Annotated in this window: 29 protein-coding genes and 1 tRNA gene; 21 read left to right on the top strand and 9 right to left on the bottom strand. The window is 66.7% G+C overall.

Features of this window, described 5'->3' with window-relative positions; all coding sequences use genetic code 11:
• Positions 1-389 precede the first annotated feature (389 nt).
• From cysS to OP79_RS22845, 3 genes are all read left to right on the top strand, one after another.
• On the top strand, positions 390-1,790 hold the full coding sequence (gene cysS / locus OP79_RS22835; RefSeq protein WP_033322302.1) for a cysteine--tRNA ligase: 1,401 nt from the start codon (positions 390-392) through the stop codon (positions 1,788-1,790).
• A 127-nt stretch (positions 1,791-1,917) separates the two neighbouring features.
• Positions 1,918-2,859 (top strand): 23S rRNA (guanosine(2251)-2'-O)-methyltransferase RlmB, encoded by a 942-nt coding sequence (gene rlmB, locus OP79_RS22840; protein ID WP_033322303.1) that lies wholly within the window; start codon positions 1,918-1,920, stop codon positions 2,857-2,859.
• 299 nt (positions 2,860-3,158) lie between these two features.
• A complete protein-coding gene (locus OP79_RS22845; RefSeq protein WP_245685416.1) occupies positions 3,159-4,883 on the top strand; it encodes a DoxX family protein in 1,725 nt (574 codons plus the stop codon).
• A 140-nt stretch (positions 4,884-5,023) separates the two neighbouring features.
• Here the strand turns inward: OP79_RS22845 and OP79_RS22850 are convergent, their stop codons facing one another.
• The 3 genes from OP79_RS22850 to OP79_RS22860 form a co-directional block, all read right to left on the bottom strand.
• A complete protein-coding gene (locus OP79_RS22850) occupies positions 5,024-5,755 on the bottom strand; it encodes a nucleotidyltransferase family protein (RefSeq protein ID WP_033322306.1) in 732 nt (243 codons plus the stop codon).
• Positions 5,756-5,833: 78 nt separating this feature from the next.
• Entirely contained in the window at positions 5,834-6,328 is a 495-nt protein-coding gene (locus tag OP79_RS22855) for a hypothetical protein (RefSeq protein WP_425428591.1), read from the bottom strand.
• Between the two features lie 244 nt (positions 6,329-6,572).
• Positions 6,573-7,709, bottom strand: coding sequence for an ABC transporter ATP-binding protein (locus tag OP79_RS22860; protein ID WP_033322308.1), 1,137 nt, complete (start codon positions 7,707-7,709; stop codon positions 6,573-6,575).
• Between the two features lie 236 nt (positions 7,710-7,945).
• Between OP79_RS22860 and OP79_RS22865 the strand changes: the two genes are divergently transcribed.
• Positions 7,946-8,022: transfer RNA gene (locus OP79_RS22865), tRNA-Thr, on the top strand.
• Between the two features lie 88 nt (positions 8,023-8,110).
• Here OP79_RS22865 and OP79_RS22870 read toward each other — a convergent pair.
• Positions 8,111-9,313 carry a tyrosine-type recombinase/integrase gene (locus OP79_RS22870; protein WP_051744826.1) on the bottom strand — a complete coding sequence of 401 codons (1,203 nt, stop codon included), beginning with the start codon at positions 9,311-9,313 and terminating at the stop codon, positions 8,111-8,113.
• Positions 9,294-9,947, bottom strand: coding sequence for a helix-turn-helix domain-containing protein (locus tag OP79_RS58570; RefSeq protein WP_078491950.1), 654 nt, complete (start codon positions 9,945-9,947; stop codon positions 9,294-9,296). The genes OP79_RS22870 and OP79_RS58570 overlap by 20 nt, the downstream gene beginning before the upstream one ends.
• Before the next feature lie 51 nt (positions 9,948-9,998).
• Here OP79_RS58570 and OP79_RS22880 point away from each other — a divergent pair, with 51 nt between their 5' ends.
• The 9 genes from OP79_RS22880 to OP79_RS22915 all read left to right on the top strand — a co-directional run bounded on the left by OP79_RS22880 (position 9,999) and on the right by OP79_RS22915 (position 15,005).
• Complete coding sequence (locus OP79_RS22880) at positions 9,999-10,193, top strand: helix-turn-helix domain-containing protein (protein ID WP_033322310.1); 195 nt, start codon at positions 9,999-10,001, stop codon at positions 10,191-10,193.
• 487 nt (positions 10,194-10,680) lie between these two features.
• Positions 10,681-10,962 (top strand): hypothetical protein, encoded by a 282-nt coding sequence (locus OP79_RS22885; protein ID WP_033322311.1) that lies wholly within the window; start codon positions 10,681-10,683, stop codon positions 10,960-10,962.
• A 1-nt stretch (position 10,963) separates the two neighbouring features.
• The gene (locus OP79_RS22890) at positions 10,964-11,167 is read left to right on the top strand and encodes a hypothetical protein (RefSeq protein WP_033322313.1); all 204 of its coding nucleotides are present in this window, start codon (positions 10,964-10,966) and stop codon (positions 11,165-11,167) included.
• A gap of 133 nt (positions 11,168-11,300) precedes the next feature.
• Entirely contained in the window at positions 11,301-12,431 is a 1,131-nt protein-coding gene (locus tag OP79_RS22895; protein WP_033322314.1) for an AAA family ATPase, read from the top strand.
• A gap of 218 nt (positions 12,432-12,649) precedes the next feature.
• Positions 12,650-12,958: a hypothetical protein gene (locus tag OP79_RS22900; protein WP_033322315.1), complete on the top strand. Its 309-nt coding sequence runs from the start codon at positions 12,650-12,652 to the stop codon at positions 12,956-12,958.
• 5 nt (positions 12,959-12,963) lie between these two features.
• Positions 12,964-13,125, top strand: coding sequence for a hypothetical protein (locus tag OP79_RS55335; RefSeq protein WP_157857349.1), 162 nt, complete (start codon positions 12,964-12,966; stop codon positions 13,123-13,125).
• A gap of 175 nt (positions 13,126-13,300) precedes the next feature.
• Positions 13,301-13,528: a hypothetical protein gene (locus tag OP79_RS22905; protein WP_245685417.1), complete on the top strand. Its 228-nt coding sequence runs from the start codon at positions 13,301-13,303 to the stop codon at positions 13,526-13,528.
• 611 nt (positions 13,529-14,139) lie between these two features.
• On the top strand, positions 14,140-14,337 hold the full coding sequence (locus OP79_RS22910) for a hypothetical protein (RefSeq protein WP_033322319.1): 198 nt from the start codon (positions 14,140-14,142) through the stop codon (positions 14,335-14,337).
• 47 nt (positions 14,338-14,384) lie between these two features.
• A complete protein-coding gene (locus OP79_RS22915) occupies positions 14,385-15,005 on the top strand; it encodes a hypothetical protein (protein ID WP_245685418.1) in 621 nt (206 codons plus the stop codon).
• On the opposite strand, the gene OP79_RS22920 is transcribed toward OP79_RS22915, so the two are convergent.
• The gene (locus tag OP79_RS22920; protein ID WP_033322320.1) at positions 14,971-15,822 is read right to left on the bottom strand and encodes a helix-turn-helix domain-containing protein; all 852 of its coding nucleotides are present in this window, start codon (positions 15,820-15,822) and stop codon (positions 14,971-14,973) included. The two genes, OP79_RS22915 and OP79_RS22920, sit on opposite strands and share 35 nt — an antisense overlap.
• Positions 15,823-15,832: 10 nt before the next feature.
• Positions 15,833-16,567 carry a DUF6879 family protein gene (locus tag OP79_RS22925; protein WP_033322321.1) on the bottom strand — a complete coding sequence of 245 codons (735 nt, stop codon included), beginning with the start codon at positions 16,565-16,567 and terminating at the stop codon, positions 15,833-15,835.
• A 174-nt stretch (positions 16,568-16,741) separates the two neighbouring features.
• On the opposite strand from OP79_RS22925, the gene OP79_RS22930 reads away from it, so the two are divergent.
• The 5 genes from OP79_RS22930 to OP79_RS22945 all read left to right on the top strand — a co-directional run bounded on the left by OP79_RS22930 (position 16,742) and on the right by OP79_RS22945 (position 18,039).
• Entirely contained in the window at positions 16,742-16,951 is a 210-nt protein-coding gene (locus OP79_RS22930; protein WP_033322322.1) for a hypothetical protein, read from the top strand.
• Complete coding sequence (locus tag OP79_RS22935) at positions 16,948-17,316, top strand: DUF6415 family natural product biosynthesis protein (protein ID WP_033322324.1); 369 nt, start codon at positions 16,948-16,950, stop codon at positions 17,314-17,316. The genes OP79_RS22930 and OP79_RS22935 overlap by 4 nt, the downstream gene beginning before the upstream one ends.
• Complete coding sequence (locus OP79_RS22940) at positions 17,313-17,543, top strand: hypothetical protein (RefSeq protein ID WP_245685419.1); 231 nt, start codon at positions 17,313-17,315, stop codon at positions 17,541-17,543. Before OP79_RS22935 ends, OP79_RS22940 begins: the two co-directional genes overlap by 4 nt.
• Entirely contained in the window at positions 17,540-17,665 is a 126-nt protein-coding gene (locus tag OP79_RS58065) for a hypothetical protein (RefSeq protein ID WP_281193233.1), read from the top strand. Before OP79_RS22940 ends, OP79_RS58065 begins: the two co-directional genes overlap by 4 nt.
• 173 nt (positions 17,666-17,838) lie before the next feature.
• Positions 17,839-18,039 (top strand): hypothetical protein, encoded by a 201-nt coding sequence (locus OP79_RS22945; RefSeq protein WP_033322325.1) that lies wholly within the window; start codon positions 17,839-17,841, stop codon positions 18,037-18,039.
• 68 nt (positions 18,040-18,107) lie between these two features.
• Here OP79_RS22945 and OP79_RS22950 read toward each other — a convergent pair whose 3' ends face one another.
• Positions 18,108-18,359, bottom strand: coding sequence for a hypothetical protein (locus OP79_RS22950; RefSeq protein WP_033322327.1), 252 nt, complete (start codon positions 18,357-18,359; stop codon positions 18,108-18,110).
• A 785-nt stretch (positions 18,360-19,144) separates the two neighbouring features.
• On the opposite strand from OP79_RS22950, the gene OP79_RS50495 reads away from it, so the two are divergent.
• Both OP79_RS50495 and OP79_RS22965 read left to right on the top strand, forming a co-directional pair.
• Positions 19,145-20,422, top strand: a complete 1,278-nt coding sequence (locus OP79_RS50495; RefSeq protein ID WP_051744827.1) for a hypothetical protein — start codon at positions 19,145-19,147, stop codon at positions 20,420-20,422.
• A gap of 33 nt (positions 20,423-20,455) precedes the next feature.
• Positions 20,456-20,650: a hypothetical protein gene (locus tag OP79_RS22965; RefSeq protein ID WP_033322330.1), complete on the top strand. Its 195-nt coding sequence runs from the start codon at positions 20,456-20,458 to the stop codon at positions 20,648-20,650.
• Positions 20,651-20,939: 289 nt separating this feature from the next.
• On the opposite strand, the gene OP79_RS22970 is transcribed toward OP79_RS22965, so the two are convergent.
• The gene (locus tag OP79_RS22970; RefSeq protein ID WP_033322331.1) at positions 20,940-21,800 is read right to left on the bottom strand and encodes a DUF6551 family protein; all 861 of its coding nucleotides are present in this window, start codon (positions 21,798-21,800) and stop codon (positions 20,940-20,942) included.
• Between the two features lie 268 nt (positions 21,801-22,068).
• On the opposite strand from OP79_RS22970, the gene OP79_RS22975 reads away from it, so the two are divergent.
• On the top strand, positions 22,069-22,437 hold the full coding sequence (locus tag OP79_RS22975; protein ID WP_033322333.1) for a hypothetical protein: 369 nt from the start codon (positions 22,069-22,071) through the stop codon (positions 22,435-22,437).
• Positions 22,438-23,277: the final 840 nt, after the last annotated feature.

Here is a 23,277-nt window from a genome sequence, read left to right on the forward strand (position 1 = left end):
CGTGGGTGGCTGGTCGCGCAGTTCCCCGCGCCCCTGGGGTCCGGTGGGTGGTGCGGGGTCGTGGGCCGGTGCGTCAGCCCGTCGCAGGGCGGGCATACGGCCCTGGGCTGGTACAGGGCCCTGGTTCTCCGAGACCGGAGCTACGCGACGGGCATAGGACGCACCGGCCCACGACCCCTCCCGCCGGAGGGCAAGTGCGGGATTTGTTGTGGCTTTGGCTGAGTGGAGCCGCAGGCTTTGGTTTTTAGGGGTGCGGGGAACTGCGCGAGCAACCACAACGGGCCCGCACCCGACAACGAACCCCACCACCCAACCGCCGGAGGCAACCCGTACACGACAACGAACCCAATCGCCAAACCCCCGGAGGGACACCCACTACCCTTAGAGCCGTGACTATTCGCCTGTACGACACCAGCGCCCGGCAGATCCGTGACTTCGTCCCGCTTGCAGCGGGCTGTGTCTCGATCTACCTGTGTGGTGCCACCGTGCAGGCCGCCCCGCACATCGGGCACGTCAGGTCGAACCTGAACTTCGACATCCTGCGCCGCTGGTTCGCGTACCGGGGCTACGACGTGACGTTCATCCGCAACGTCACGGACATCGACGACAAGATCATCAGGAAGGCCGCGGAGCAGAACAGGCCCTGGTGGTCGATCGGTTACGAGAACGAGCGGGCGTTCAACGACGGCTACGAAGCCCTCGGCTGCCTGCCGCCCACGTACGAACCCCGCGCCACCGGCCACATCACCGAGATGGTCGAGATGATGCGCACGCTCATCGAGCGCGGGCACGCCTACGAAGCCGACGGCAACGTCTACTTCGACGTACGCTCCCTGCCCGGCTACCTCGCTCTCTCCAACCAGGACCTGGACGACCTGCGCCAGCCCTCCGAGGACGGCGAGACCGGCAAGCGGGATCCACGTGACTTCGCCATGTGGAAGTCCGCCAAGCCGGGCGAGCCGAGCTGGGAGACGCCGTGGGGGCGGGGGCGGCCCGGCTGGCACCTGGAGTGCAGTGCCATGGCGCACAAGTACCTGGGATCCGCCTTCGACATCCACGGCGGCGGGATCGATCTCATCTTCCCGCACCACGAGAACGAGATCGCGCAGGCCAGGGGCTTCGGCGACGAGTTCGCCAAGTACTGGGTGCACAACGCCTGGGTCACCATGAGCGGCGAGAAGATGTCCAAGTCGCTCGGCAACTCCGTGCTCGTCAGCGAGATGGTCAAGCAGTGGCGGCCCATCGTGCTGCGCTACTACCTCGGCACCCCGCACTACCGCTCCACCATCGAGTACAGCGAAGACGCCCTGCGCGAGGCCGAGTCGGCGTTCGCGCGCATCGAGGGCTTCGTCCAGCGGGTCGTGGAGATGGCGGGGAGGCCGGTCGAGCCCGCGGCCGACGTGCCGCCCGCCTTCGCCGAGGCCATGGACGACGACCTGGGAGTGCCGGGGGCCCTCGCCGTCGTGCACACCACCGTCCGGCAGGGCAACAGCGCGCTGGCCGCCGACGACAAGGACGCGGCCGTCGCCCGGCTCGCCGAGGTCAGGGCCATGCTCGGCGTCCTCGGCCTCGACCCGCTCGACGCGCACTGGGTCGGCGAGAGCGACCAGAGCCAGGACCTGCACGGGGTCGTCGACAGCCTCGTACGCCTGGTCCTCGACCAGCGTGAGGCGGCCCGGGCCCGCAAGGACTGGGCCACCGCCGACGCCATCCGCGACCAGCTGGGCCAGGCCGGCCTCGTCATCGAGGACAGCCCCACCGGCCCGCGCTGGACGCTCGGCTCGCGCTGAGCGTTCCTTGATCCTCGGTCGATTCCTTGATCGATTGTGCCGCCCGGCCATCCGGGCGGCACACTTCATAGACGTACGACACTTTCAGAGACGTACACACACACGCTTTCTCACAGACAGGTAGGTCATGGCCGCTAACAACCGCCGCATGTCCGGCAAGAAGGGCGCGCAGGTCGGCAGTGGCGGCCAGCGACGCCGGGGCCTGGAAGGCAAGGGCCCCACCCCGCCCGCCGAGATGCGCAAGGGGCACAAGAAGAACCGCGTCGCCACCGCCAAGGCGAAGCAGACCGCCCGCCGCCCCGCCCCCAAGGGCCGCGGCGGCAAGTCCACCTCCGAACTCGTCGTCGGCCGCAACCCCGTCGTCGAGGCGCTGCGCGAGGGCGTGCCCGCGACCATGCTCTACGTCCAGCAGTTCATCGACAACGACGAGCGGGTGCGCGAGGCGCTCCAACTCGTCGGCGAGCGCGGCGGCATCCACCTCATGGAAGCCCCCCGCCCCGAACTCGACCGCATGACCAACGGCCTCAACCACCAGGGCCTCGTCCTCCAGATCCCGCCGTACGAGTACGCGCACCCCGAGGACCTCGCCGCCGCCGCGTACGACGCGGGCCAGGACCCGCTGATCGTCGCCCTCGACGGCGTGACCGACCCGCGCAACCTCGGCGCCGTCGTCCGCTCCGTCTCCGCCTTCGGCGGCCACGGCGTCGTCGTACCCGAGCGCCGCGCCGCCGGCATGACCGCCGGCGCCTGGAAGACCTCCGCCGGCACCGCCGCCCGTACGCCCGTCGCCCGCGCCACCAACCTGACGCGCACCCTGGAGGCGTACAAGAAGGCGGGCATCATCGTCGTCGGCCTGGCCGCCGACGGCGAGCTCGAACTCGGTGACCTGGAAGCCCTCGGTGGCCCCGTCGCCATCGTCGTCGGCAGCGAGGGCAAGGGCCTGTCCCGGCTGGTCGGCGAGACCTGCGACTACCGTGTACGGATTCCCATGCCGGGCGGTGCCGAGTCGCTGAACGCCGGTGTGGCGGCGGGAGTTGTGCTGTACGAGGCGGCTCGGCGGCGCGCTTAGCGCTTCGCTGGGAGTGCAGTTCGACGCTGCGGGTCCGTCGTGGCTGGTCGCTCCCCCACTCTCGAATTCTCCCCCGGTGCCTTAAGGGCCTGGGGGACCCCCAGAGCGGGGGCCCCATCGCGGCGGAGCCGCACATTGACACAGCCCCGTGTCCCTTGAGGGCCTGCGGCCCCCCTCGGGGCGCGGTACCGCCCCGGACTTCGGCAGTCCCCTTTGGCGGCGGGCGGGGGTGATCTTGACGGGGTCCGGACAGATCGGGGCGGTCAAGGCAGTGTCCTAACGACACGTCACTCGGTTAGATGAGTGTGGACACCAGAACACCCCGCACACCCACGGGGGACCGCACGTCGGGCTTCGACGACGCTCCCGCGCTGAGCATGGTGAAGGTGCCGAGCGATCCGGCGCAGGTCATCGTCAATCATGCGAGCTTCCGCGTGCAGCTGGGCACCGCGTCCCGTACGCAGTCCCCGGGCGCCGCACGCCACTTGAGCTCCGCCGACCCCTCGCGCAGGTCCGCCATCGGCACGGCCGCCGGCACCCGCCGCCGCGCCCCTGTCGTCTGGAGCGGGAAGTCCGCACCCGACGACACCGGCGCCACCCGCCTGCTGCAGGCCGCGCGGAGCACCAGCGTGCACCACGGCGTCGCGGACCCGACGGGCGACGCCGGCGCGACCCAGGTCATCCCGCGCCTCGACCACGACAGCGACCGATACGACGACAGCGGCTACGACCGCAACGGCTACAGCGGCACCGGATACGGCGGATATGGCGGATACGACACCGACGCCACCGTCGCGACCCCCACCATCGGCGGCCCCCGCACCCCCATCCTTCCGCAGATGCGCACAGCGGGCAGCGCGGACGACGAGTACGACCAACACCCGTACGCAGAGGACGAGTTCGAGGCCGACGCATACGACGACGAGACCGACGAGGACGGTCGGCCCGGGCGACACCACGCCAACCCGGTACGGCACGCGTACTACCCCGGCCGCCGGATGAACCTCGGCGTCGTCCTGTTCCCGTTGCGCCTCATCCTCGGCTTCGTCTCCATCTACGCCGGGATGGGCAAGCTCTGCGACCCGCACTACTTCGACGGCGGCAAGCGCGGCTCCATGGTCAAGTGGCTCAACTCGCTGCATCCCTGGGAAGTCGCCGAACCCCTGCGCCAGTTCGCTCTGGAGCACCCCGTCGGCTCCGGACTCCTCATCGCCTTCTTCCAGGTCATCGTCGGCGTCCTCACCGTCCTCGGCCTGTGGCAGCGGGCCGCCGCCGTCGTCGGCGCGCTGCTGTCGGCCGCGCTCCTGATCACCGTCGGCTGGAAGAGCGCCCCCGCCTACGACGCGACCGACATCATCTACCTCGCCGCCTGGACCCCGCTGATCATCGCGGGCGCCCCCGTCTACTCCGTCGACGGCCGCCTCGCGGGCGGCGCCTGGCGCCGGCTCGGACCGCGCGCCGACATCTGGGACCTGCGCCGCTACGTCCTGCGCCGCGGCGCCCTCGTCGCCACCGTCGTCGTCGGGCTCACGCTGCTCGTCGGCTCGATGCTCGGCGGCGCCGTCCGCGACGCCGACCGCGTGGTCGTCCCCGGCCCCGGCGATGCCCCGCGCAACGAACTCCCCGGCTCCCCGCTCCCCGAGGAGTCCGGCGAGGACCGCCGCTCGGAGAGCCCCTCGGCCGCCAACTCGCCCACCCAGGGCGCGACTTCGGCCAGCCCCTCCGAGAAGGACGCCACAGACACCCCGGGCGCCTCCCGCGAGTCGGCCACCGCGGGCGCCGACCGGCCCAGCGAAACCCAGGGCACGGGCCAGGTCCCGCCCGCCCAGCAGACGGCACCCCCCGCCGAGGCGCCCAGCACCAGTGCGGGCCCGTCCTCCTCGGGTGGCGCCGGCACGGGCGGAACGGGGTCCCCCGGAGGCACGAGCGGCGGCAGCGACTCGGGCGGCGGCTCGGGTGACGGCTCCGGTGGTGGAGGCGGCGGCTCGGACGAAGGCAGCCTTGTGGGCGGTCTGCTCGGGTAGCCGCTCGGGTAACGGCCTTTCGCCGGTAAGCAGTCGGGGCCCCGCACTTTCACGAGTGCGGGGCCCCGATGACGTACGTACGCAGAAGTCACGTACGTACGAGAAGAGAACTGCGAGCTGCGAGGGGCGCGCGGCCGGGGTCAACGCCCCAGTGCCGCCAGCTCCTTCGCCGCCTCCGTGAGGTCCTTCGCGGTGTCGATGGCGCGCCAGTACGCGCCCTGCGGGATCGGACAGCCGAACAGGCGGCGCTCGCGGGCCAGTCGCGGGAACGTGGTGCGCTCGTGGTCGCCGAGGTCGGGCAGCAGGTCGGTGAACTCGGGGGAGAAGACGTAGACACCCGCGTTGACCTCGTACGACGTCGGCGGGGACTCGATGAAGTCCGTGATGTGACCGAAGTTGTCGGTCTCCACGGCGCCCCACGGGATGCGGGGGCGGGCCAACGCGAGGGTCGCCACCGCATCGCGCTCGGTGTGGAAGTCCGCCATGTCGCGCAGCGAGAAACGGGTCCAGATGTCACCGTTCGTCGCGAACCAGGGGCGGTCCGGGTGAGGCAGGTGCTTGGCGGCGAACTTGAGGCCGCCGCCGCGGCCCAGAGGCTCCTTCTCGACCACGGTGGTGACACGGACGGGGAGTTCGACCGACTCCAGCCACTGCTGAAGGACCTCGGCGAGATGGCCGCACGAGACGACCACGTCCGTCACACCCTCCTCGGCGAGCCAGGCCAGCTGATGGCCGATGATCGGAGTCCCGGTGCCGGGGATCTCGACCATCGGCTTGGGCCGGTCGTCGGTGTAGGGACGCAGCCGGGAGCCCTGGCCACCGGCCAGGACAACGGCTTGAACGGGGCGCGACGCGGCGCTCGGATGCTTCATGAGCGCACTGTACGTCGCGCCCCGTTCGGGGCCTGTCGGGGCCTGCGTCGGCGCCGGGCCGCGCCACCTGGCCCGTCGTCAGCCTTGCCCGTCGGCGACGCCCGTGGCGAAGGACGTGTCGCAGACGGGGCGGGAGAACGACTGGGCGCGGGACGGGCCGTATTTGGCGACGGCGGCACGGCCCAGCGAGCGGGCGATGGAGGCACAGTGCCTGGCGAGCGACGGGCGGCCGTTCACCGCCTCCTGAAGGTGCGTGAGCGCCACCGTCGCGTCCTTCTCCTGGAGTTCGAGCAGGAGCTGGTCGCGCAGCACGTCCTGCGGGGCGCGGGAGGCGGGGCGCGAGGACGCGTTCTCGGCGGAGGCGGCGAGCACCGAGGCCGAGGAGTCGCTCCCCGACCAGGGGACCCGGACGACCGCGAGAGTCCCGGAGAGCACCAGGACGACGGGCAGAACGAGGGCGAGAGTACGGCCGATCCGGTGGGCCGGACCGCGACCGTGCCGCGTCGGGCGGTCGGCGGGGCGGCGGCCGTGTCGCGTCGAGGGGTTAGTCGAGGGGTTAGTGGAGTGCTTCACGCGAGTGAGGGTAGCGTGGAGTGATGATTTGGCGACATTTGGTAATCAATTCGAGCGACGGTCAACGCTCAAATTCGGGCGTGTAGTTGACGTACGAGGATCGAAATGCCCGGCCTGCCGGGGTATTTGTCGACAACGGAACGACGACGAAACGCCGACAAAAGGGGCCCCGCAGCAAGCTGCGGGGCCCCTTTCGTCAACGTGGGCGAATTCACCCGGTACGGGTGCCTTCAGTGCGCGTGCCTCAGTCGGAGAGACGCTCACCCGTGGACGTCGAGAACACGTGGGTCTCGCCCGGCCGCGGCACGACGTGCAGCGTGGCACCCTTCTCCGGGACCGCGCGGCCGCTGACGCGGACGACCAGGTCCTTGAGCTCGTCGCCGAGCTTGGAGCTGCCGTAGACGTAACCGTCAGCGCCCAGCTCCTCGACGACGTTCACCGAGACGGCGAGGCCCGCCGGGGCGTCCTCGGTCTCCTTGGTGAGAGCCTTCGCGGCGCCGCCGTTCTGCTCGACGATGTCGAAGTGCTCCGGACGGACGCCGACCGTGACGGTGCGGTCGCCCCGGTCCGCGGCGGCCGAGAGGGCCTCCCGGCTGACCGGCACCACGCTGTTGCCGAACTTCACGCCGCCGTCCGTGATCGGGACCTCGACGAGGTTCATGGCCGGCGAGCCGATGAACCCGGCGACGAACAGGTTCGCCGGCCGGTCGTACATGTTGCGCGGCGAGTCGACCTGCTGGAGCAGACCGTCCTTCAGCACGGCCACCCGGTCGCCCATCGTCATGGCCTCGACCTGGTCGTGGGTCACGTACACGGTGGTGATGCCGAGACGGCGCTGGAGGCTCGCGATCTGCGTACGGGTGGACACACGCAGCTTGGCGTCGAGGTTCGACAGCGGCTCGTCCATGAGGAACACCTGCGGCTCACGCACGATGGCGCGACCCATCGCGACACGCTGCCGCTGACCACCGGAGAGCGCCTTCGGCTTGCGCGCCAGGTAGTCGGTGAGGTCCAGGATCTTCGCCGCGTCCTCCACCTTCTGGCGGATCTCGGCCTTGTTGACACCCGCGATCTTGAGCGCGAAGCCCATGTTGTCGGCGACCGTCATGTGCGGGTACAGCGCGTAGTTCTGGAACACCATGGCGATGTCCCGGTCCTTCGGCGGCAGATGCGTGACGTCGCGGTCACCGATGTGGATCGAGCCGGCGTTGACGTCCTCAAGACCCGCGAGCATGCGCAGGGAGGTGGACTTTCCGCAGCCGGAGGGACCGACGAGAACGAGGAACTCGCCGTCCGCGACATCGAGTTCGAGCTGGTCGACGGCGGGCTTGTCGCCACCCGGATAGATGCGGGTCGCCTTGTTGAACGAGACAGTGGCCATGGTGATGGGCCCCCTTCACCGGCAGGAACGTGCCGGACGATCCGTTGTAAAGGTGGTGCCACTACGGGTGATTCCGTTGTGGTGTAGTCCACGCAGGGCGGACTGGGTCAGGACGGTACCTGGCGTATACCTGTTCTGTCAGTAGTCGGGGAGCTGTGAACTTCGCGGAAATTTTCGGCAGGGCCCGGCTGTGACGTGGGTACACTGCACGGGCGCGCACGTGACACGTCGTGCAGGCCTCCTTAGCTCAGCTGGCCAGAGCAACGCACTTGTAATGCGTAGGTCGTCGGTTCGAATCCGACAGGGGGCTCCAGGCAAAGAAGCTGGTCACAGGCCGGTTTCCCACTGCCCGTTCGGAGGACTCCGAGCGGGCAGTACACATTTAGTACACATGGATCTGATCACGCCCCGCGTGTGACTGGCGCATTGCGCTTGGCGAGTGCGGTCAGACGGCCCGCATCGAGCCGGTCGGCCACCTCGTCCAGCCGGTCCGGGAAGAGGTGCCCGTACAGGTCGAGGGTCATCGTCGCCGTCTTGTGGCCGAGCATCGTCTGTACGACCTTGACATCAGCGCCAGACGCGATAGCGAGCGACGCCGCAGTGTGCCGAAGCTTGTGCGGCGTGACGCCCAGGTCGCTGAGTCCCGCAGCCTTCACTGCCTTATCGAAAACCCGGTTCCGGAAGTTCCCGTACCGAAGCGGCCCGCCCTCCGGCGCCGTGAACAGCAGCTGCTCGCGGCCGTGGTGCTCGACCAGAGGCCGCAGTTCGTCGGCAACTGACCGGGGCAGCGGCACCGACCGCTTCTCATGGTTCTTCACCGGCCCGATTTCAAGTACGCCCTTCACGTCCGAGTAAGCCCGGACGATCCGCAGTCGCCGCCGGTCGATGTCCAGCTGTCCGCCAGCCGCCGCCGATACCTCGCCCCACCGGATGCCGCAGTAGCCGAGGACCAGCAGCATCGGCCGGTAGGCCCCTGCCACATCGGCAAGCGTCTCAAGCTGGTCATGCGTGAGGTAGACATGTTCGTCGTCGTCCTCGACACGCGGCAGGTCGTGGTCAACGGCGGGGCTGGCCGCGATCCTGCCAGACTGCACCGCGCGCTTCATCACCATGCCGAACACGCGGTAGATCTTGATGATCCGGGCAGGGCTGAGTGATTTCCCGCGCGCCCCCGGCTTCTCACGCAATTCCTTGACCCAGTCGGACACTTCTTCCCACCGGACCGCCCCGACCTGCCACGTGCCCCACTTCGGGATCACGTACAGGTCGAGCAGCTCGCGGTAGTCCCTGCGTGTCGTGCGTCCCTGTTTCTGCAGCGCGTTGAACCACTCCTCGGCCACGACCGCGAATGCGGCCTTCGCCGACTGCGGGTCGCGGTATGAGCCCTTGTCGAGCCGTCCAGTGAGCGACTGCTTCCATGCCTCGGCCTGCGGCAGCTTGGCGAACGTCTTTGCTTTTGGCTTCCCGTCCGGGTCGTACCAGCGCACCCGCCAGCGGCCCGGCGGCTCGCGCTTGATGCCGGACTTTTTCGCGTCCCGCCACTTCTCCAGCGCCTCGGCGTAGCTCTTGTGGTCCGCGCGGTCTTCAATCCATACCCTGGCCATCAGTCCCCCCTTGTTTCCTGTGATGTTCTGGCAATGGACGTGGAGTAGCCAGTGCAGCGATCTCCTCAAGTAGCTCCCCGACTCGCGGATCACGCAGAGGGGAGCGGTCCCTGAGAGCGTCACGAGGCCCCACGGGACCTCGAAGCCAGGGCGGCAGACTGTAGAGCTGGTACTCCAGCAGCTCAGTTTGTTCCTTGCCCGGCGTCACCCTGAGAGGACGGCGGCCGAGTGCCCAGTCCCAGGCGACTGTGGCGAGGATAGCGCTTGCCCCGGTCACCTCAACCAGCTCTTTATCGGAATCCGTGAGCGGTAGTAGCAGGGCGGCCGGTGAAATACCCAAGACGGAAGCCAAGGCTGTCAGGTCGTCCACGTCCACGCGCCGCTCGCCACGCTCCAACTTGGAGATAGCCGCAGGCGAGATGGGCCGTCCCCCTTCTTTCAATAGCCGCGACATCTGGTAGGTCGAATAGCCGCGCCGTTCGCGGACTCGTCGCACATTGCAGGCCACTGCTGCTGATGTGGGACCGGCTTCGACCGCACTGCGGCTCGTTTTCCGTTGGTCCGTCATGGGGAACGTGCTTTGCGCTAGTTGATTCTGTTTTAGTGGCAGATTTTTTGATAAACTGACTTGCATAAACCTATTTTGGCAGTAGATGAGCCTAAAATCAAATCAAATGGAGCTTTTGTGGCGCCGTCCGAGCTTTTAAGCCCGAGGGAAGTACACACGAACTACGGGCTCGCCCCCCAGACCCTCGCCAATTACCGCTGGCAGGGCATCGGGCCGCGCTACATAAAGCTCACCCCTGGCCGTGGGGGACGCATCAGGTACCGGCGCTCAGACGTTGAACTGTGGCTCGACGGCCAGACGATCGCGTCCTGACACAAAGCTGCCACCGGGCCCCACACTGGGCTGCCGGTCAAGGGCGAGAAGTCGCGTTTCGACCTGAAGAGGTTGACAAGGCTCCACCGCTGGGGCCGAGGCAGAAAGCCCTGCTGCGACGACTGCTGCACGGACCGGGGGAAATGGAGCGCCGGGCGGCCTGACCGCTTAAGGGCCCGGTCTGGCGGGGAGTGTGGCTGGTGCAGCGGTCCGGACTGGAGCGGTTCATCCCGGCCGATGATCCGGAGTTGGCGGAGGTGTTGCTCCGTCACGGGTTCAGCGTTTAATTCGCGTTGGAGTTACCTAGGGCTCGCCTCTTTCGGGAACGGGTGTAAGCCCTGTTGGAGCGGCCGTAAGCAGTGTAATAGCTTGCGGCCGCTTCGCCTATTCCCGATGTGCTAGGGCTTTCTTTGTGGAGTGCAGTAGTGCACGCTGACTTCAAAGAGGAAAGGAACTCTCAACGCTTGAAAATCCGCGCAACATCCGGATGTCCCCAGCTCTCTCGGACGCGCTCGACAGTACGGCCCGCATCAAGGGGATGACTGCCAGCCAGGTCGTAAGGGTGGCGCTCGGGGAGTACATCGCGAAGGAAATCCGGCTCAGCAACGAACGGCGTCAAGACGAGCTGGAGCTGAGCAACCAGCGCAAGCCTGCTGTGGAGCTGTCTAACGCCGTCCAGGGCGATATGGGCACCGTGGCTGGTGATGGCATCACTGACGCGGATCTGACGGCGGCCTGGGGCCGATCGTACGACCGAAAGGGCCGCTGACATGTCTGAGATGACCGTGTGGTTTACGGATGAGCAGGATGCTGGCTTGGCACTGGTGGCCCGGTTTTCCGGGATTGGTGTCAGCGAGGAGGACATTGTGCGTAAGGCCGTGCAGACGTACCTGAGCGGCCACCCGTGGGTTACGCCTGTCACTGAGGGCCCCGTGACGAGTTACGACCCGGTGACCGGGCTCTCAGAGGTCTAGCAGCCGTTTCCGGGCATGAAAAAACCCCTGGGAGGGCGGGAAGTCCCACACCCAGGGGTTTTCTCGTACCGATCTCCCCTACGAGGCATGTTCGGGTGAAGCAGCCCGACCACACATAGAAAGGATAACTGAAATGCCGAAATTACCGCCAGAGGAGCGGGCGAAGCCGTTCTACGTGGACGTGGTGGACGTCGCGGAAGAGGCGGAGTCGATTGTCGTCCAGAGCTATCACACGACGGAAGCCCTACGGCGCATGCGCGGGCAGGCAGAGGCCAAGCGGATTCTCCGAAGTGAGACCCGGCCACAGATCCCGACGTTCAAGCGACTGGACGCCTTCCTGGAGGAGCCGGACGAGGAGACGCGTTACCGGATCGATGAGTTGTGGCCGTCCGGTGGGAACGTCTTGATCTCCGCTCAGTACAAGGCGGGAAAGACGACGCTCGTCCACAACGTGATCTCTTCGCTGGTGGACGGGAGGCCGTTCCTTGGCCGCTTCAAGACGACCCCGGTGACGGGCCGTGTCGTCGTCTTGGACTTCGAGATGCCGGAGGGGGAGGCGCGGAGATGGCTGCGGAATACGGGGATCGTCCGGGCTGAGGCTGTCATGTATGCCGGTATGCGCGGGCAGGCTGCGGCGTTCGACGTGACCGACCAGGAATGCCGCGAGGAGTGGTCCGTTCAGCTGCGGGCAGTCGAATGTGAGGTGCTAGTGGTGGACTGCCTGGCACCGATCGCTGCGGCGTTGGGCCTGGACGAGAAGAATGATGCCGATATGGGGCCGCTGCTCCAAGGTTTGAACGCTCTGGCGGCGGCGGCCGGGGTGGCGGAGTTGTTCTTGATTCACCACATGGGGCACAGCCATGAACGTGCCCGTGGCGCTTCCGGGTTGCTCGGGTGGCCGGATGCTCTGTGGAAGGTGGTGCGGCCTGGGGACGATCCGGCAGGCCCTCGGTACTTCTCTGCGTTCGGCCGGAGCGTGGACGTTCCGGAGGGCGCGCTGGTCTTCGATGAGCAGTCGCGATGTCTTTCGCTCGCAGACGGCGGCCGGAGTCGTCGGCAGGCGGGTGGGAAGTCCGGGACGGACATCGACAGCTACGTGCAGCAGCTGGTGGCCGCCGGGGTGCCCGATTTCGGACGCGAGCAGTTGAAGGCGTGGGCGGCTAATCACGGGATCGCCCTGCCGGGCAACACCGGGATGCTCTCCCAGATCACCAAGGCGGTGCGGGCGTGGCGGAAATCGGAGCGTCTGCCGGAGCCGGAGTGACCTGTCCCAGGACAGTTTTTTCCGGACTGTCCCCTCAACCTGTCCCGGCTGTCCCCGCTTTCGAGAAAACCGCAGGTCAGACCTGTCCCCTTGACCTGTCCCACTGTCCCGAGCGCCCTCTGTCCACCTGTCCTGTCCCAACCCCCCCTTTAGGGGTTGGGACAGGGGACAGACCCGGGGTCAGGGCAGGACAACGAACTGATGAAAGGAAACACACCATGACCAGACACGAACTCGAACTGCTTCTTCTGGCGTACGACGACGCCATGACCGAGCTGGACCGGGCGAACCTGGAGGCGTACATGATCAAGCGCCGTGCCCGGTTAGCGGAGGTCGAGGTGGACCCGGAGGAAGAGGCTGCGATCCAGGCCCGCAGACGTACGGCGGGGCAGGGAGTACGGGCGACGTCGGAGGCGGTGAAGGCGGCCGGTTGGATTCCGTACCGGCCCAGCAGCACACCATCTGGAAGGCAGATCCGTTTGAGGAACACGCAGATGCGTTTCCGGAACACGGGGAGGGCCGCCTGATGCGGATGCTGACGCAGTTACAGGCGAATTACCGGGCCGCCGTTCACCAACTGGCGCTCGCAGACGAGACGGACGACGACCAGCGGAAGCAGATGGCCCGGGAACGGGTGAGGTTGGCCGTCCAGGCGTTGCGCTCGCTCGGGATCAACCCGATCCGTGGCCGGTAGGCCCGTGCCGGCCGATTTCTCTCCGCAGAGCCCAGTACGTGAACCCATAGGAGCGGTCGACAGCCCGTGCAACGGCCGTCCGGCCCAGACACCACGGCGCCTCCAGCGCGGTCATGACGGCCGTACAGGGGGCGTTTCTGCCATGCTGTGGCGGTTTCCGGATGGGGAGGATGCAATGGCAGATACGCCGTTGACGCACAAGCAGGCGCTCGCCGCGGTAATTCAGGCTCTGGGTGGTACGTGGGACACGCAGCGCGCCGTACTGGCTCTGCGCGTCGCCGGGTACGAGCCGGCGAGCGAAGAGGCCGCGGGCAAGGAAGCCCGTGGCAAGCTGCGCGAACTCGCCGACGACGGTGTCATCGTGAGACCGGACCCGGGCCAGGCCGTCTATCGGCTGGCGTGACTGCCGCAAGCTGAAGCCCTCTGCGTGACCCACGGGCCGCTCAGAGGGCTTCTCGTCGTTCGGCCTACGGCTGTGATGTCTTGGCCTTCAGTTTCTCGTCCATCCAGTTGTAGGCCGCGGCGCTGCCCTGCTTGCCGGGCGACAGCTTGAGGATCGCGTGGGGTCTCCGGCGGCCTCTGGGGGTGGTCCGGGGCGTCCGGCCGTACCCGCCAGCAAGAGGGCGCGGGAGATACCCTCGTGGCTGCCGGGCCTCCCAACACCCCTCGTTTCAGGTACCGTTGTCCGCGCTGCGAGCGGAGTGCCCGACGCCTTCGTGAAGTTGAGTAGCTGGCCTTCTTCAATTGTTGGACCAGCTCGGACTGAGTTGCAGTCAAGGACATGGGCCGCAGAAAGCCCAGCGATCCCGAGCAAGCTTCCTCGGGACGTCGAGCCACAGCTAGGCGCTCAGCAAGGGCGCACAGTAAGAGGGTGAAGGCTTCCTAAGTAGGCCCTGGAAAGGCACCGAGAGCCTGACGTCGGCACGGCCTCAGCAAGACCTCACGTTGGTTACGTGGTGGTCGGGCTGAGCGCTGCGTGCCAAGGTCCGAACCACCGGAAAGGTACTCGGGCCGTTGAACCTCTCTCTCGGTGTCAAGGTGCTCATCGTCGTCATCTGCATCTTGGTCTCGATCATCGTCGGAGGGCTGGCAGCTCTCCTCAACCACGACCCGGGAGCACCGAAGCGCAAGTCGGTGATCTTTGGCGGCGGCGTGTTCGGGGGTTCGCTGACGCTGACCGTGGTGGTGTTGTCAGCGCTTGGGGTGCTCTGAACGTCCGTGAGCCCTGGAGATCAACCCTCCGGGGCTACGCTCATGCTGTGACGATCACACCGGTTACCCTCGCCCTGATCAGTACCGGTGCCGGGTTCTTGGGGGCCGTCATCGGCACGGTGGGCACCCTCATGTCGGCCAGCCTCACCCAGCGCGCGACCCGCGACCGTGAGAGCGCCTTCAAGATCTGGGAGCGTCGAGCCGACGCCATCGAGGAAGCGCACCGGAAGATGCTCGCCCACGGCAACACGCGCGACACCGCGTGGTCCCGACGGCAGGTGCCCAGCGGCTTCAGCCCTGAAAGTCTCGACCCAGGTCACCAGGACGACCAGTTCCGGTTGGTCGTCACCAAGCTGACGCTCTACACGACGCCCGAGCTTGTCCAGGCGTACAGCAAGTCGAACTACGCGTTCTTGAACTCACTGCGCTACGTCATGCGGTTGGAGCTTGCACTTTCAGATACCGGGGCGGAGAGCGACAGGCCGAGGAGGCAGCGGAACATCAATGCAGCGGTGGCCGTCGCGACTCGGGCCATTGACGAGTCCAAGGCCGCTGACGAACGCCTTGAGGCCGCTTTGCGTGAGGCCGCTGCACTTAGACGGTCCACTCAACGCCGTCGCCTGCGCCGAGGCGTTAACGCGGGTTCAGGGCACGGCGAGCGGAGTTGATGACGTTGTGGGCGTCGGCTCCGTACACCGCCGACTCGCGGAGGGTCTTCCAGACCTTCGAATACAAGGTGACGTTGTCGGCGTCGTCCAACCACATCTCGGCGTGCCAGTCCTCCGCGACCACCAGACGGTCATCAAGGACCCAGAAGCCGTTGGCGGGCACGATCTTGACGGAAGCGGTGAACGGGATAATGCCCAGCTCCACCGTGTCCATCCCGATCATGCCGGTGAGACGGTCGAGCTGGGCGACCAGCACGGAGGGCGGGCAGATCAGCGAGCGCAACGCGGCTTCCCACATCAGGACGTGCAGCTTGCGGCCGGGTCGGTACAGCCACTCCTGCCGCTGCACCCGGGAGCGCACAGCGGCGTCAACATCGCTGGCTCCGCCGAGGAGTTCCGCGTACCGCTGGATGACATGACGCGCGTACTCGGGGGTCTGCATCAGTCCGGCGATCACGGACTCTTCCCAGACCCACATTTCCGAGGTGCGGTCGATCTCGGCGCTCAGCCCTTCGTGCAGCGGCTTGAAGCCGTTCGCCAGCGCGCGACGCCATGACCTGATGTGGGACTCGAACCCGGCCAGCCGGGCGGCGAGTTCGGGGTACACCCCCGGCTGCTCGGTCGCGTCGGCCCACGCCCTCAGGTCCTCGGGGGTGGCCGTCTGCCTGCCGTTCTCCAGCTTGCTGACCTTGGAGCCGGGCCAGCCGAGACGCTGGGCGAGCTGCTGACCGGTGAGCCGACCACCAGGGCAGGTGAACCGGAGTTCGCGCAGTCGCGCCCCCAGGGCCACCCTGGCTTGCTGATAGTCAGTGCTCACCGGTCACGCGTCATTCGGTCGGGGCGAACTGGTCGAACGGCACAGCGTGGTGCATCGCCGCGTCACGCACCATGGCGTACCGAACGACCTCAGCCGGTTCGGTGATCAGCTCGATGTTCAGCAGGTTGTCGGCGTCATCGAAGTGCAGCAGCGCGACCAAACGCGAGTCGAAGATCCAGAAGTCTTCGGCGGGCAGGTCGGCGGCGTCCTCGCGCCACAGGTAGCGGATGTCCTCACCGACCGCTGCGTTGTGCCGGGCGTAGTCGAGCAAGAACCGCTGTTCGGTGGTCATCGGGTTGTCGGCGACGCGCACCCGCCCGACCGTCTTGCCAGCCTCGGTCTGTGCCTTGATGTTGACGAACCAGGGCTCGTTGGGGTCGCAGGGCGCGGAGCCGGTGGCCAAGAACGCTTGAAAGTCGGGGTCTTCACGGTCCGACGCGTAGCCGCGCCGAGTCTCCAGCCGCCAAGCGGTGTGCTGGAAGGTCTCGAACAGACGGCGGAAGGTGGCCCGGTCTACGAGTTCCGGCACCCGCTCCATCTCCTTCGGTCCCCAGTTCACGAGCAGTTCGCGCGGTACGGCCACCGCTGCCTCGTCCGCCCCGAAGTGCTTGAGCTGCGCGAGGTCTTCCGGGTCGGTGACGGGTGTGCCCTGAACGATGATCTCGCCGGTGCCCTCGTCGGTGTGCAGGGCGGGGCAGCCGTCGACCTTGCTGTCTGTGCCGGTGAAGCGAAGCTGACGAGCCATGGACGCTCTCCCTTCCAGGGGGTGTTGATCCAACAGCATGGTCCGGGGCCTCAGCTCGGTACTACGGGGTCAGACCGAGCCCAGGAGAAAACACCAGCAATCTCCGTGAGCCATCGAGCAAATTCGAGAAAACAGCATACCGTCGGGCGACTCCCCGCTTCTAGCGTCCCGTTCATGGCTACGAAGAAGAAACCGGACGTCGACCCGTACGCGGCTGCGGAGTCTCTGAGAGCAGCGCTGTGGGAGGCGGGCCGGATCGTTCTGCCGTCCCTCTCGGTCGACCACGTATCGCCGGACCTGAAGCTCGTTGAACTGGGGCGCGCCCGCGCCGACGTGATTATGAAGCTGGCCGAAGCACTGAGGCGAGGGGGTGGCGAGACGTGACACAACGAACGCCGCCTGCCGCAGACCGGCAGCCGCTGGACGTAGAGACCATGCGCGCGGGCGCGTGTCGGCTCCTCGCGGAGGACGCGAAGACGCCGACTGTCTCGGAGCTGGAGACGCTTACCCTCCAGTTGCGCGCGCATATCAACGTGCTCGTGCCGGAAGTCGAGCAGGCGGCTGGACGGCTCCCGTACGACGACATCCCCCGTTACTGCGCGCTCGCCTGCGTCGGCGAGGCACGAATGAAGCTCAGCCTGGAGCCGGGCCCCGGACTGCACGGCGGGATCGCATTCGCCCGGCGCCTCTCCCGTGTGGTCAACGCCCTGTGTGACCACTACGAGAACTTGGGCGGTGGCCACGCGTGACCCTGACGCTGCACCTCTGCCGCTATTGCGACGGGCTCATCACCGACCCCGAAGACGCCGTTCCCGTCGCCCACGAGCCGGGCATGTCCGGGCCCGGCTGGACCGTATGGGCACACCGCGAACACGCGCACCTCGTCATGCCCGACCCGCGCCCGCTCGCCCTCCTCGCCCGTATACGCGCGCTACGCGCCGCGCAGTCCAATCCCGGAGGGGAGAACCGCCGGTGAAGATCTGCGAGAAGTGCAGCCGGATGATCCGGCCCGGCGAGCCTTACACGTCTCACGACAAGCCGTCGACGTCGGCGGGCGGCTGGATCGTCTACATCCACAAGGAGTGCCCGCCCGAGTAGAGACGGCCGTCCGTCCTCCCATCCCCCGGAGGGCGGGCGGCATCAGGCCCCGGCCGGTCCCTGTGTCCCTGCCGGGGCCGCTCCATGTCTGGCGTACGCGAGCAGCAGTGAACCGTGTCGTGTGAGACACGGTTGCAGTCGTAGCCTGCCGAGCAACGGCTGAGGGAGGAACCGTGACGACCGACCCGGACGCACTGCGTGCCATGTCGGACCGCGAGCGGCTTGCTGCCTTGACGTCCTTGTCGCCGGTCGAGCTCGCCAAGCTGAAGGCCAACATGACTGCGGCCGGAGCAGCGGCTGAACGCCAGCACGGTCCCATGCAACGTGTCAGCCCGTGGGAGTTGGACCCTCCGGACGTCGAGCTCGACGACTAACAAGGGTGCGCCCGAAAGCTTCGCCGAGAGGCGCCCGGCCGCTGGGGGCCGGCGCGGGCGCTCTGTCGTCAGGACTTCGGCGGGTTGCCCTCGCGACCCCATCGCGTCGCCCAATACCGGTCTCGTATGGGGATGTACGCCGCGTACGCCTGGTGCGCCTCGTTCTGGGCATCGCGCTCCAGCTTGGTGACAACTGGAGGTTCCTCCGCACCGAGCGGCTTGAAGTCCCCCATGATCCGCTGTTGCTCTGCATGGGCGACGCTCACCCGGTTAAGAGCTTCCTTGTACTGCGCTTCGAGTTCCTCGAACGACTGGCTCATCACGCTTCCTTTCCACCCCGCTTTGGCGAGGTGGAGCGGGAGGCTACGACCTCCGCCGATGAATCCGCAAACAGCGGCGCCCGGCCCCTCGTGGTGAGGATGCCGGGCGATGTCCCTACGGGCCGAAGTAGCAGAGCGTCAACGTCTCTCCGACGGTGCTCTCACTGCCGGGGATGCGAATCATCCTGCTCGGACGGGAGCCACTTGGGCAGGATGGGCCCTGGATCACGTAGCTCCCCAGGAGGCTGTCACCGGTCACCTGCCGGAGTTCAGCCTCCGTCGGTGACTCGCCATCAGCCCCCGTCAGCCCGGCAGGCCCGCGCGGTCCAGCCGGTCCCTGCGCTCCTCGTGGGCCTACCGGGGCTGGCGCGCCCTCGGCGGGCATCAGGATGAAGGCGCTGGCCATGGTTAGGGCCGAGCCAATCAGGCCACCAAGAACAGCGGCTATCAGGAGGCTGCGGCTCGGTCTGTCGCTCATGCCGGGATCGTACGGCCGCAGGGAACGGGAGCGCCCGGCTCTTCGCGATGAGGATGCCGGGCGCGTACGGGGTGGTACCGGGTCAGCGGCGAGGGCCGTACTCGATGACGCCGGGGCGTACTTGCACACCGTGGTCGCCGGGCTGGGCGTTCGGGTCGTCCACGATGAGCGGCCAGTCGTATCACGTCTACAACCGCACGTCCGCCGAGTAATTCGAGAATGAGAAGGCTAAATAAAAAGGCTAAGTGAATGGGTGCGAAAGCGGGATAATAGGAGTACCGATCCCGCTGAATCTGGAGCCGTCCGAATGGTCTACATACTCCCGCAACCATCTGTCCTAGCGACAACCTCACACCATGAAACAGACAGCGTCGGATCGGCGGAAACCGTCCGGCTGCACTTCAGCAACCCGGAGGGGAAGACAGGCAACTCGGCGAAGAACGCCGTCGCCTGGTTCGACGACGATATTTCAGACGCAACCTCACAGGTGTGGCTCCAGGCGCACAACTACCTCCACTGGTACAACGCGTTCACGTTCACCTCTGGTGACGTCAACACCACCACCGACCGGGCCACGGCCACCTCGCACGGTCTGCCGTCAAGCCCCGGCTGGAAGGGCCAGCTCACCACCACCGGCACCCTGCCGACCGGCCTGTCCCTGGCAACGAGCTACTACGCCAAGCGGATCGACGCGAACACCGTCGAGTTTTACACCGACGCCGCGCTGACCGCGAAGGTCGACATCACCGCCGTCGGGTCCGGCACGCATACGTTCACCCCGGACAACACCTACTTCAACAACCAGCACCGGCACTTCTCTATCGAAGTCAGCAACTCCGACCTGGCGAACAAAAACACCCGGTTCTCTATCCCGTGGGGCTACGACACCACTGAGATCGGGTTTTTCCAGTCCAACGTGAACGTCAACGGCGGTAAATTCCGCATTACCGGCTCGTCCGGGTCCTACAGGCAATTGCAGTTCGCCAATACCCTGAGCGACAACCTGGTGCCGGACGGAACTGAGGGACGCTGGGCAGTTCAGGCCGACTCGACGGCCGAATCCGGGTCGAACGCGGGATCTGACTTCCGGATCACCCGCTTCAACGACAGCGGCGTGGCGCTCGACGCCCCTTTGTTCGTCAAGCGGTCCAACGGCAACGTCGGCGTCCAGACCACCGCGCCGGGCACCACATTCGACGTCGGCGCCGGTACAGGCAGCTACGAGGCCCGTGTGAACCGTGGCTCGAACGCCTCATTCCTTGCGACGTTGGCTTTGGCCACCTCGGGCACGGACCGGTGGGCGTTGCAGCTGCGGAACGACTCGACCAACGACCTGCACATCCGCAACAGCGCCCAGGGCTTCACCGCGCTGCTCGTGGAGGACCGGGCGACCGCCCCGAATATCAGCCTTCTGACCGGCACCAAGAGCTACGGCGGCGGCGTGGGTGTCGTGTTCGTCGCCAATGCCTCCACGGTCCCGGCTTCCAACCCCACCGGGGGCGTTGTCCTGTACGTATCCGGCGGGCGCCTCAAGATCCGCCAGCCCGACGGGACCGACATGTTCGTGTCCCTGAGCGCCACCTGATCAGACCCTTTTCCAGACCACGAGGAGCACACCATGCTGAGCTTGAACCAGAACGAACTGATCTCTGCCTACCAGGACGCGTGCATCGAGCTGCACTTGCTGCGGCGCCAGATGCAGGCTTTATCGCAGGAAAACGAGGCTCTTCACCTGGAGCTTCGGGAAGCGCAGCCGCACCCCACCGCCGACGGCCCGGCAAGCCGCAGCGACCCGGTACCGGCCAAGCCGTAGAAGCCGCGGATGCGAGGGTAGAGAAATCGGCCGGCTCGGTGGCGTCCACGGTCTCGGTACTGGTGAGGCCAAAAGGGGCCATGGGATGATCTTGAAGACGTGAGGGCCCGGCCCAAGTTGGCGAACAGGCTTGATGGCCCCGGAGTCCTAACTCAGACACCAGCCGCAAACTAGTGAGACGATCCGCGTGCCGGTGTCGAGATCCTGGTCCAAGCCCGCCGTACCATCTGCGCCCGGGAACGTGGACGGGCCCCTGCCGACGTCGGCAGGGGCCCGCTGGAGAACCGCGCTACGCCGCTACCACGGCGGCCTTCACCTTCCGGCGTTTCGGCGGACCGTAGGCTGGCCCGTGCCGCTCGCCGTACGCGACCGTGTACTCGTACGCGATGTTGTTCGCGAGCGGGATCGAACGGGACTGCGAGCCGCCGCCGCTGACCGTGTCTCGGATCGCCGCGTCTTTCCACTTCCCGACCGGCTCCTGCTTGAGGGTCAGCGCCAGGGCGCCCAGGTCGATCGTCTCCCAGTTTTTGTTGATCACCAGGGCGACTGCGCGGAGCATCATCCCGTCCCACGACGTCGGGTCCGAGCCCCAGGCGTCGAGGACCGTCGTCAGCGTCTTGCGCAGGAGACCGTCCGTGGGGGCGCGCATCCCGTGCACCACCTTGAGCGCCTGGATCGCCGAGACGCCGTTCTTCGACGTGCCGCTCGATACGTGCAGACCGCAGCTCTCCACGTCCTTGTTGATCGTGACCGCCTCGACCTCCTTGGCGGTCACCGCCACGGCGAAGTTCTCATACGGCTTCACCGCGCGGCGGTCGCGATTCGCCGCCAAAAACAGCTTGGCCTCCTGCTGCATGGTCAGTCCCTCGTACACCATGCAGTCCCGTTCGAAGTCCGGGCCCTCAATGTCCAGAGCGACCTTGGTGGAGTGCTGGCCGTCAAGTAGGAAGTCGCCTTCCGGCCGACGGGAGACGATCGCGGGCATCAGCACCTCACGGTCCCAGATCTTCGCCAGACGGCCGGCCCACTTGGCCTGGAACATGCGCTGCGCGTCGAGGTTCCGGTCGACCCGCAACTGCGAGACCGCGATGGCCTCGTAGTACTTCTTCACGACCGGCTTGGACCGGACGATCTTGCGTGTGCTGGACACGCGCCCCCCTCAGTATCACGGTGGTCGGACGCAGAGCACGTTACGCGGAAAAATCTCCGCGTGTTAGGAATTCACGCGGATAGCGGATCTACGCGTGCAACGAATCCTCGCGGGCACCGGCCTTGGTACTGGTGGGCTCGCGTATTCAACTGTCGCCAGTCCTCCACTAGACAGAGGTGAAAGTCACTCTCTGTAGCTACTGAACTTGATCGGGCGATGTCGGGTGATTGCCTGACAGGTGAGGGATGGGTCCGGTAGATGTGTGTGCGTGAATGACTCCACGTCCGAGGACGGCGAGCCCACCTCCTTCGTCGAGAAAACGAAGAACCTGTGCGGGAAGCACAAGGGGAAGATCCTCGCCGCTGGCACAGCCCTGGGCGGTGTGGCCCTGGCCGTCGTTTTCGTGGTCGCCAGGCAGGCCATGGAACAGAACGCCACCGAGGATGCCGAGGACACCGGGTCGGTCGCCGACCCTGCGGCCGTGGACGAGCGACGGAAAACCCCCGTCAAGCACCCGGTAGTCGGGCACACGAGGACCCTTGCTGACGGGCGCGTTGTTCCCGTTGCGGGCTACGAGCGGGGCGGCTCCTTGGATGACGACGATGAGGACGAAGACCCCGGCGAAGCCGCAGCCTGAGCCCCTGAGGGAAGGGCACCGCGGCCTCTCATTCCTATACGGTGTCGGCAGAGCCGCCGCAGAGCGGGGGCTTACTGGTGAATTCGCGTATCCATCGGTCGCCAGTTCTCGGATGATCCGGGGCGGCTGGTGACTGTGTTACTGGAAGGTGCGCGGTTCGCAGGCGAACTCGACGGCCTTCTCCCACTCGGGGCGCGGTGGGTTTCTCCTGATCGCGACACGTCCGGCTTGATGCCGGAGAACGATGTGTGCTTCACCGTCACAGAGGGGGCACAGTGAAGACGTGGAAGTGCACAACGTGTGGGGCGACTTGCAAGGTGGACATGCTCCTGGGCAGCCCTGTCCTCCATAAGGTACCGGGAGGTCGAATGATCTGCCGCAGATCAGGCGAAAGGATCTTTCAACCTGGCGTCCTCGATGCCGATGGCAACCTGATCCTTCGCGGTATCTCGGAGAATAACCGGAGCCGCATGCGTGAACCTCTGCCGACTCCAACCTGGTTCCCGACCTGGGACGGCCGCACGATGCCTACTCTCGCACTCCCTGCAAAGCGCCCGTTGGGGATTTGGATTCCAGACAAGGCATTCAGTCAGCAGAAATCCATGGTCGAGATCTATGCCCGGTCAACCGGATATATCGAGTGGGACCCGACTGAGGGTTACTTCTCGGTATCCAGTCGGAGCCTAATTCGCCTGACGGAGCAGCTCCTAGGGCGTTTTCCGTTCGTGGCTGTCGGTCGCGAGTACAACAACGATGAACGGTGCACAGCATCCTGCCGAGACGCTAAAGGGCACCTGTGCACATGCTCATGCCAAGCACTCCATCACGGGAACGGCAAAT

Origin of the sequence: Streptomyces yerevanensis (assembly GCF_000716805.1) — a bacterium.
GTDB classification, from domain to species: Bacteria; Actinomycetota; Actinomycetes; order Streptomycetales; family Streptomycetaceae; genus Streptomyces; species Streptomyces flaveus.

What these genes read in the sequence shown, in the direction of transcription:
- rlmB (WP_033322303.1), top strand. Translation starts at nt 1,918, where the DNA reads ATGGCCGCTAACAACCGCCGCATGTCCGGCAAGAAGGGCGCGCAGGTC.
- OP79_RS22845 (WP_245685416.1), top strand. Translation starts at nt 3,159, where the DNA reads ATGAGTGTGGACACCAGAACACCCCGCACACCCACGGGGGACCGCACG.
- OP79_RS22850 (WP_033322306.1), bottom strand. Translation starts at nt 5,755, where the DNA reads ATGAAGCATCCGAGCGCCGCGTCGCGCCCCGTTCAAGCCGTTGTCCTG.
- OP79_RS22860 (WP_033322308.1), bottom strand. Translation starts at nt 7,709, where the DNA reads ATGGCCACTGTCTCGTTCAACAAGGCGACCCGCATCTATCCGGGTGGC.
- OP79_RS22870 (WP_051744826.1), bottom strand. Translation starts at nt 9,313, where the DNA reads ATGGCCAGGGTATGGATTGAAGACCGCGCGGACCACAAGAGCTACGCC.
- OP79_RS58570 (WP_078491950.1), bottom strand. Translation starts at nt 9,947, where the DNA reads ATGCAAGTCAGTTTATCAAAAAATCTGCCACTAAAACAGAATCAACTA.
- OP79_RS22885 (WP_033322311.1), top strand. Translation starts at nt 10,681, where the DNA reads ATGTCCCCAGCTCTCTCGGACGCGCTCGACAGTACGGCCCGCATCAAG.
- OP79_RS22890 (WP_033322313.1), top strand. Translation starts at nt 10,964, where the DNA reads ATGTCTGAGATGACCGTGTGGTTTACGGATGAGCAGGATGCTGGCTTG.
- OP79_RS22895 (WP_033322314.1), top strand. Translation starts at nt 11,301, where the DNA reads ATGCCGAAATTACCGCCAGAGGAGCGGGCGAAGCCGTTCTACGTGGAC.
- OP79_RS22900 (WP_033322315.1), top strand. Translation starts at nt 12,650, where the DNA reads ATGACCAGACACGAACTCGAACTGCTTCTTCTGGCGTACGACGACGCC.
- OP79_RS55335 (WP_157857349.1), top strand. Translation starts at nt 12,964, where the DNA reads ATGCTGACGCAGTTACAGGCGAATTACCGGGCCGCCGTTCACCAACTG.
- OP79_RS22905 (WP_245685417.1), top strand. Translation starts at nt 13,301, where the DNA reads ATGGCAGATACGCCGTTGACGCACAAGCAGGCGCTCGCCGCGGTAATT.
- OP79_RS22925 (WP_033322321.1), bottom strand. Translation starts at nt 16,567, where the DNA reads ATGGCTCGTCAGCTTCGCTTCACCGGCACAGACAGCAAGGTCGACGGC.
- OP79_RS22930 (WP_033322322.1), top strand. Translation starts at nt 16,742, where the DNA reads ATGGCTACGAAGAAGAAACCGGACGTCGACCCGTACGCGGCTGCGGAG.
- OP79_RS22950 (WP_033322327.1), bottom strand. Translation starts at nt 18,359, where the DNA reads ATGAGCCAGTCGTTCGAGGAACTCGAAGCGCAGTACAAGGAAGCTCTT.
- OP79_RS50495 (WP_051744827.1), top strand. Translation starts at nt 19,145, where the DNA reads ATGGTCTACATACTCCCGCAACCATCTGTCCTAGCGACAACCTCACAC.
- OP79_RS22965 (WP_033322330.1), top strand. Translation starts at nt 20,456, where the DNA reads ATGCTGAGCTTGAACCAGAACGAACTGATCTCTGCCTACCAGGACGCG.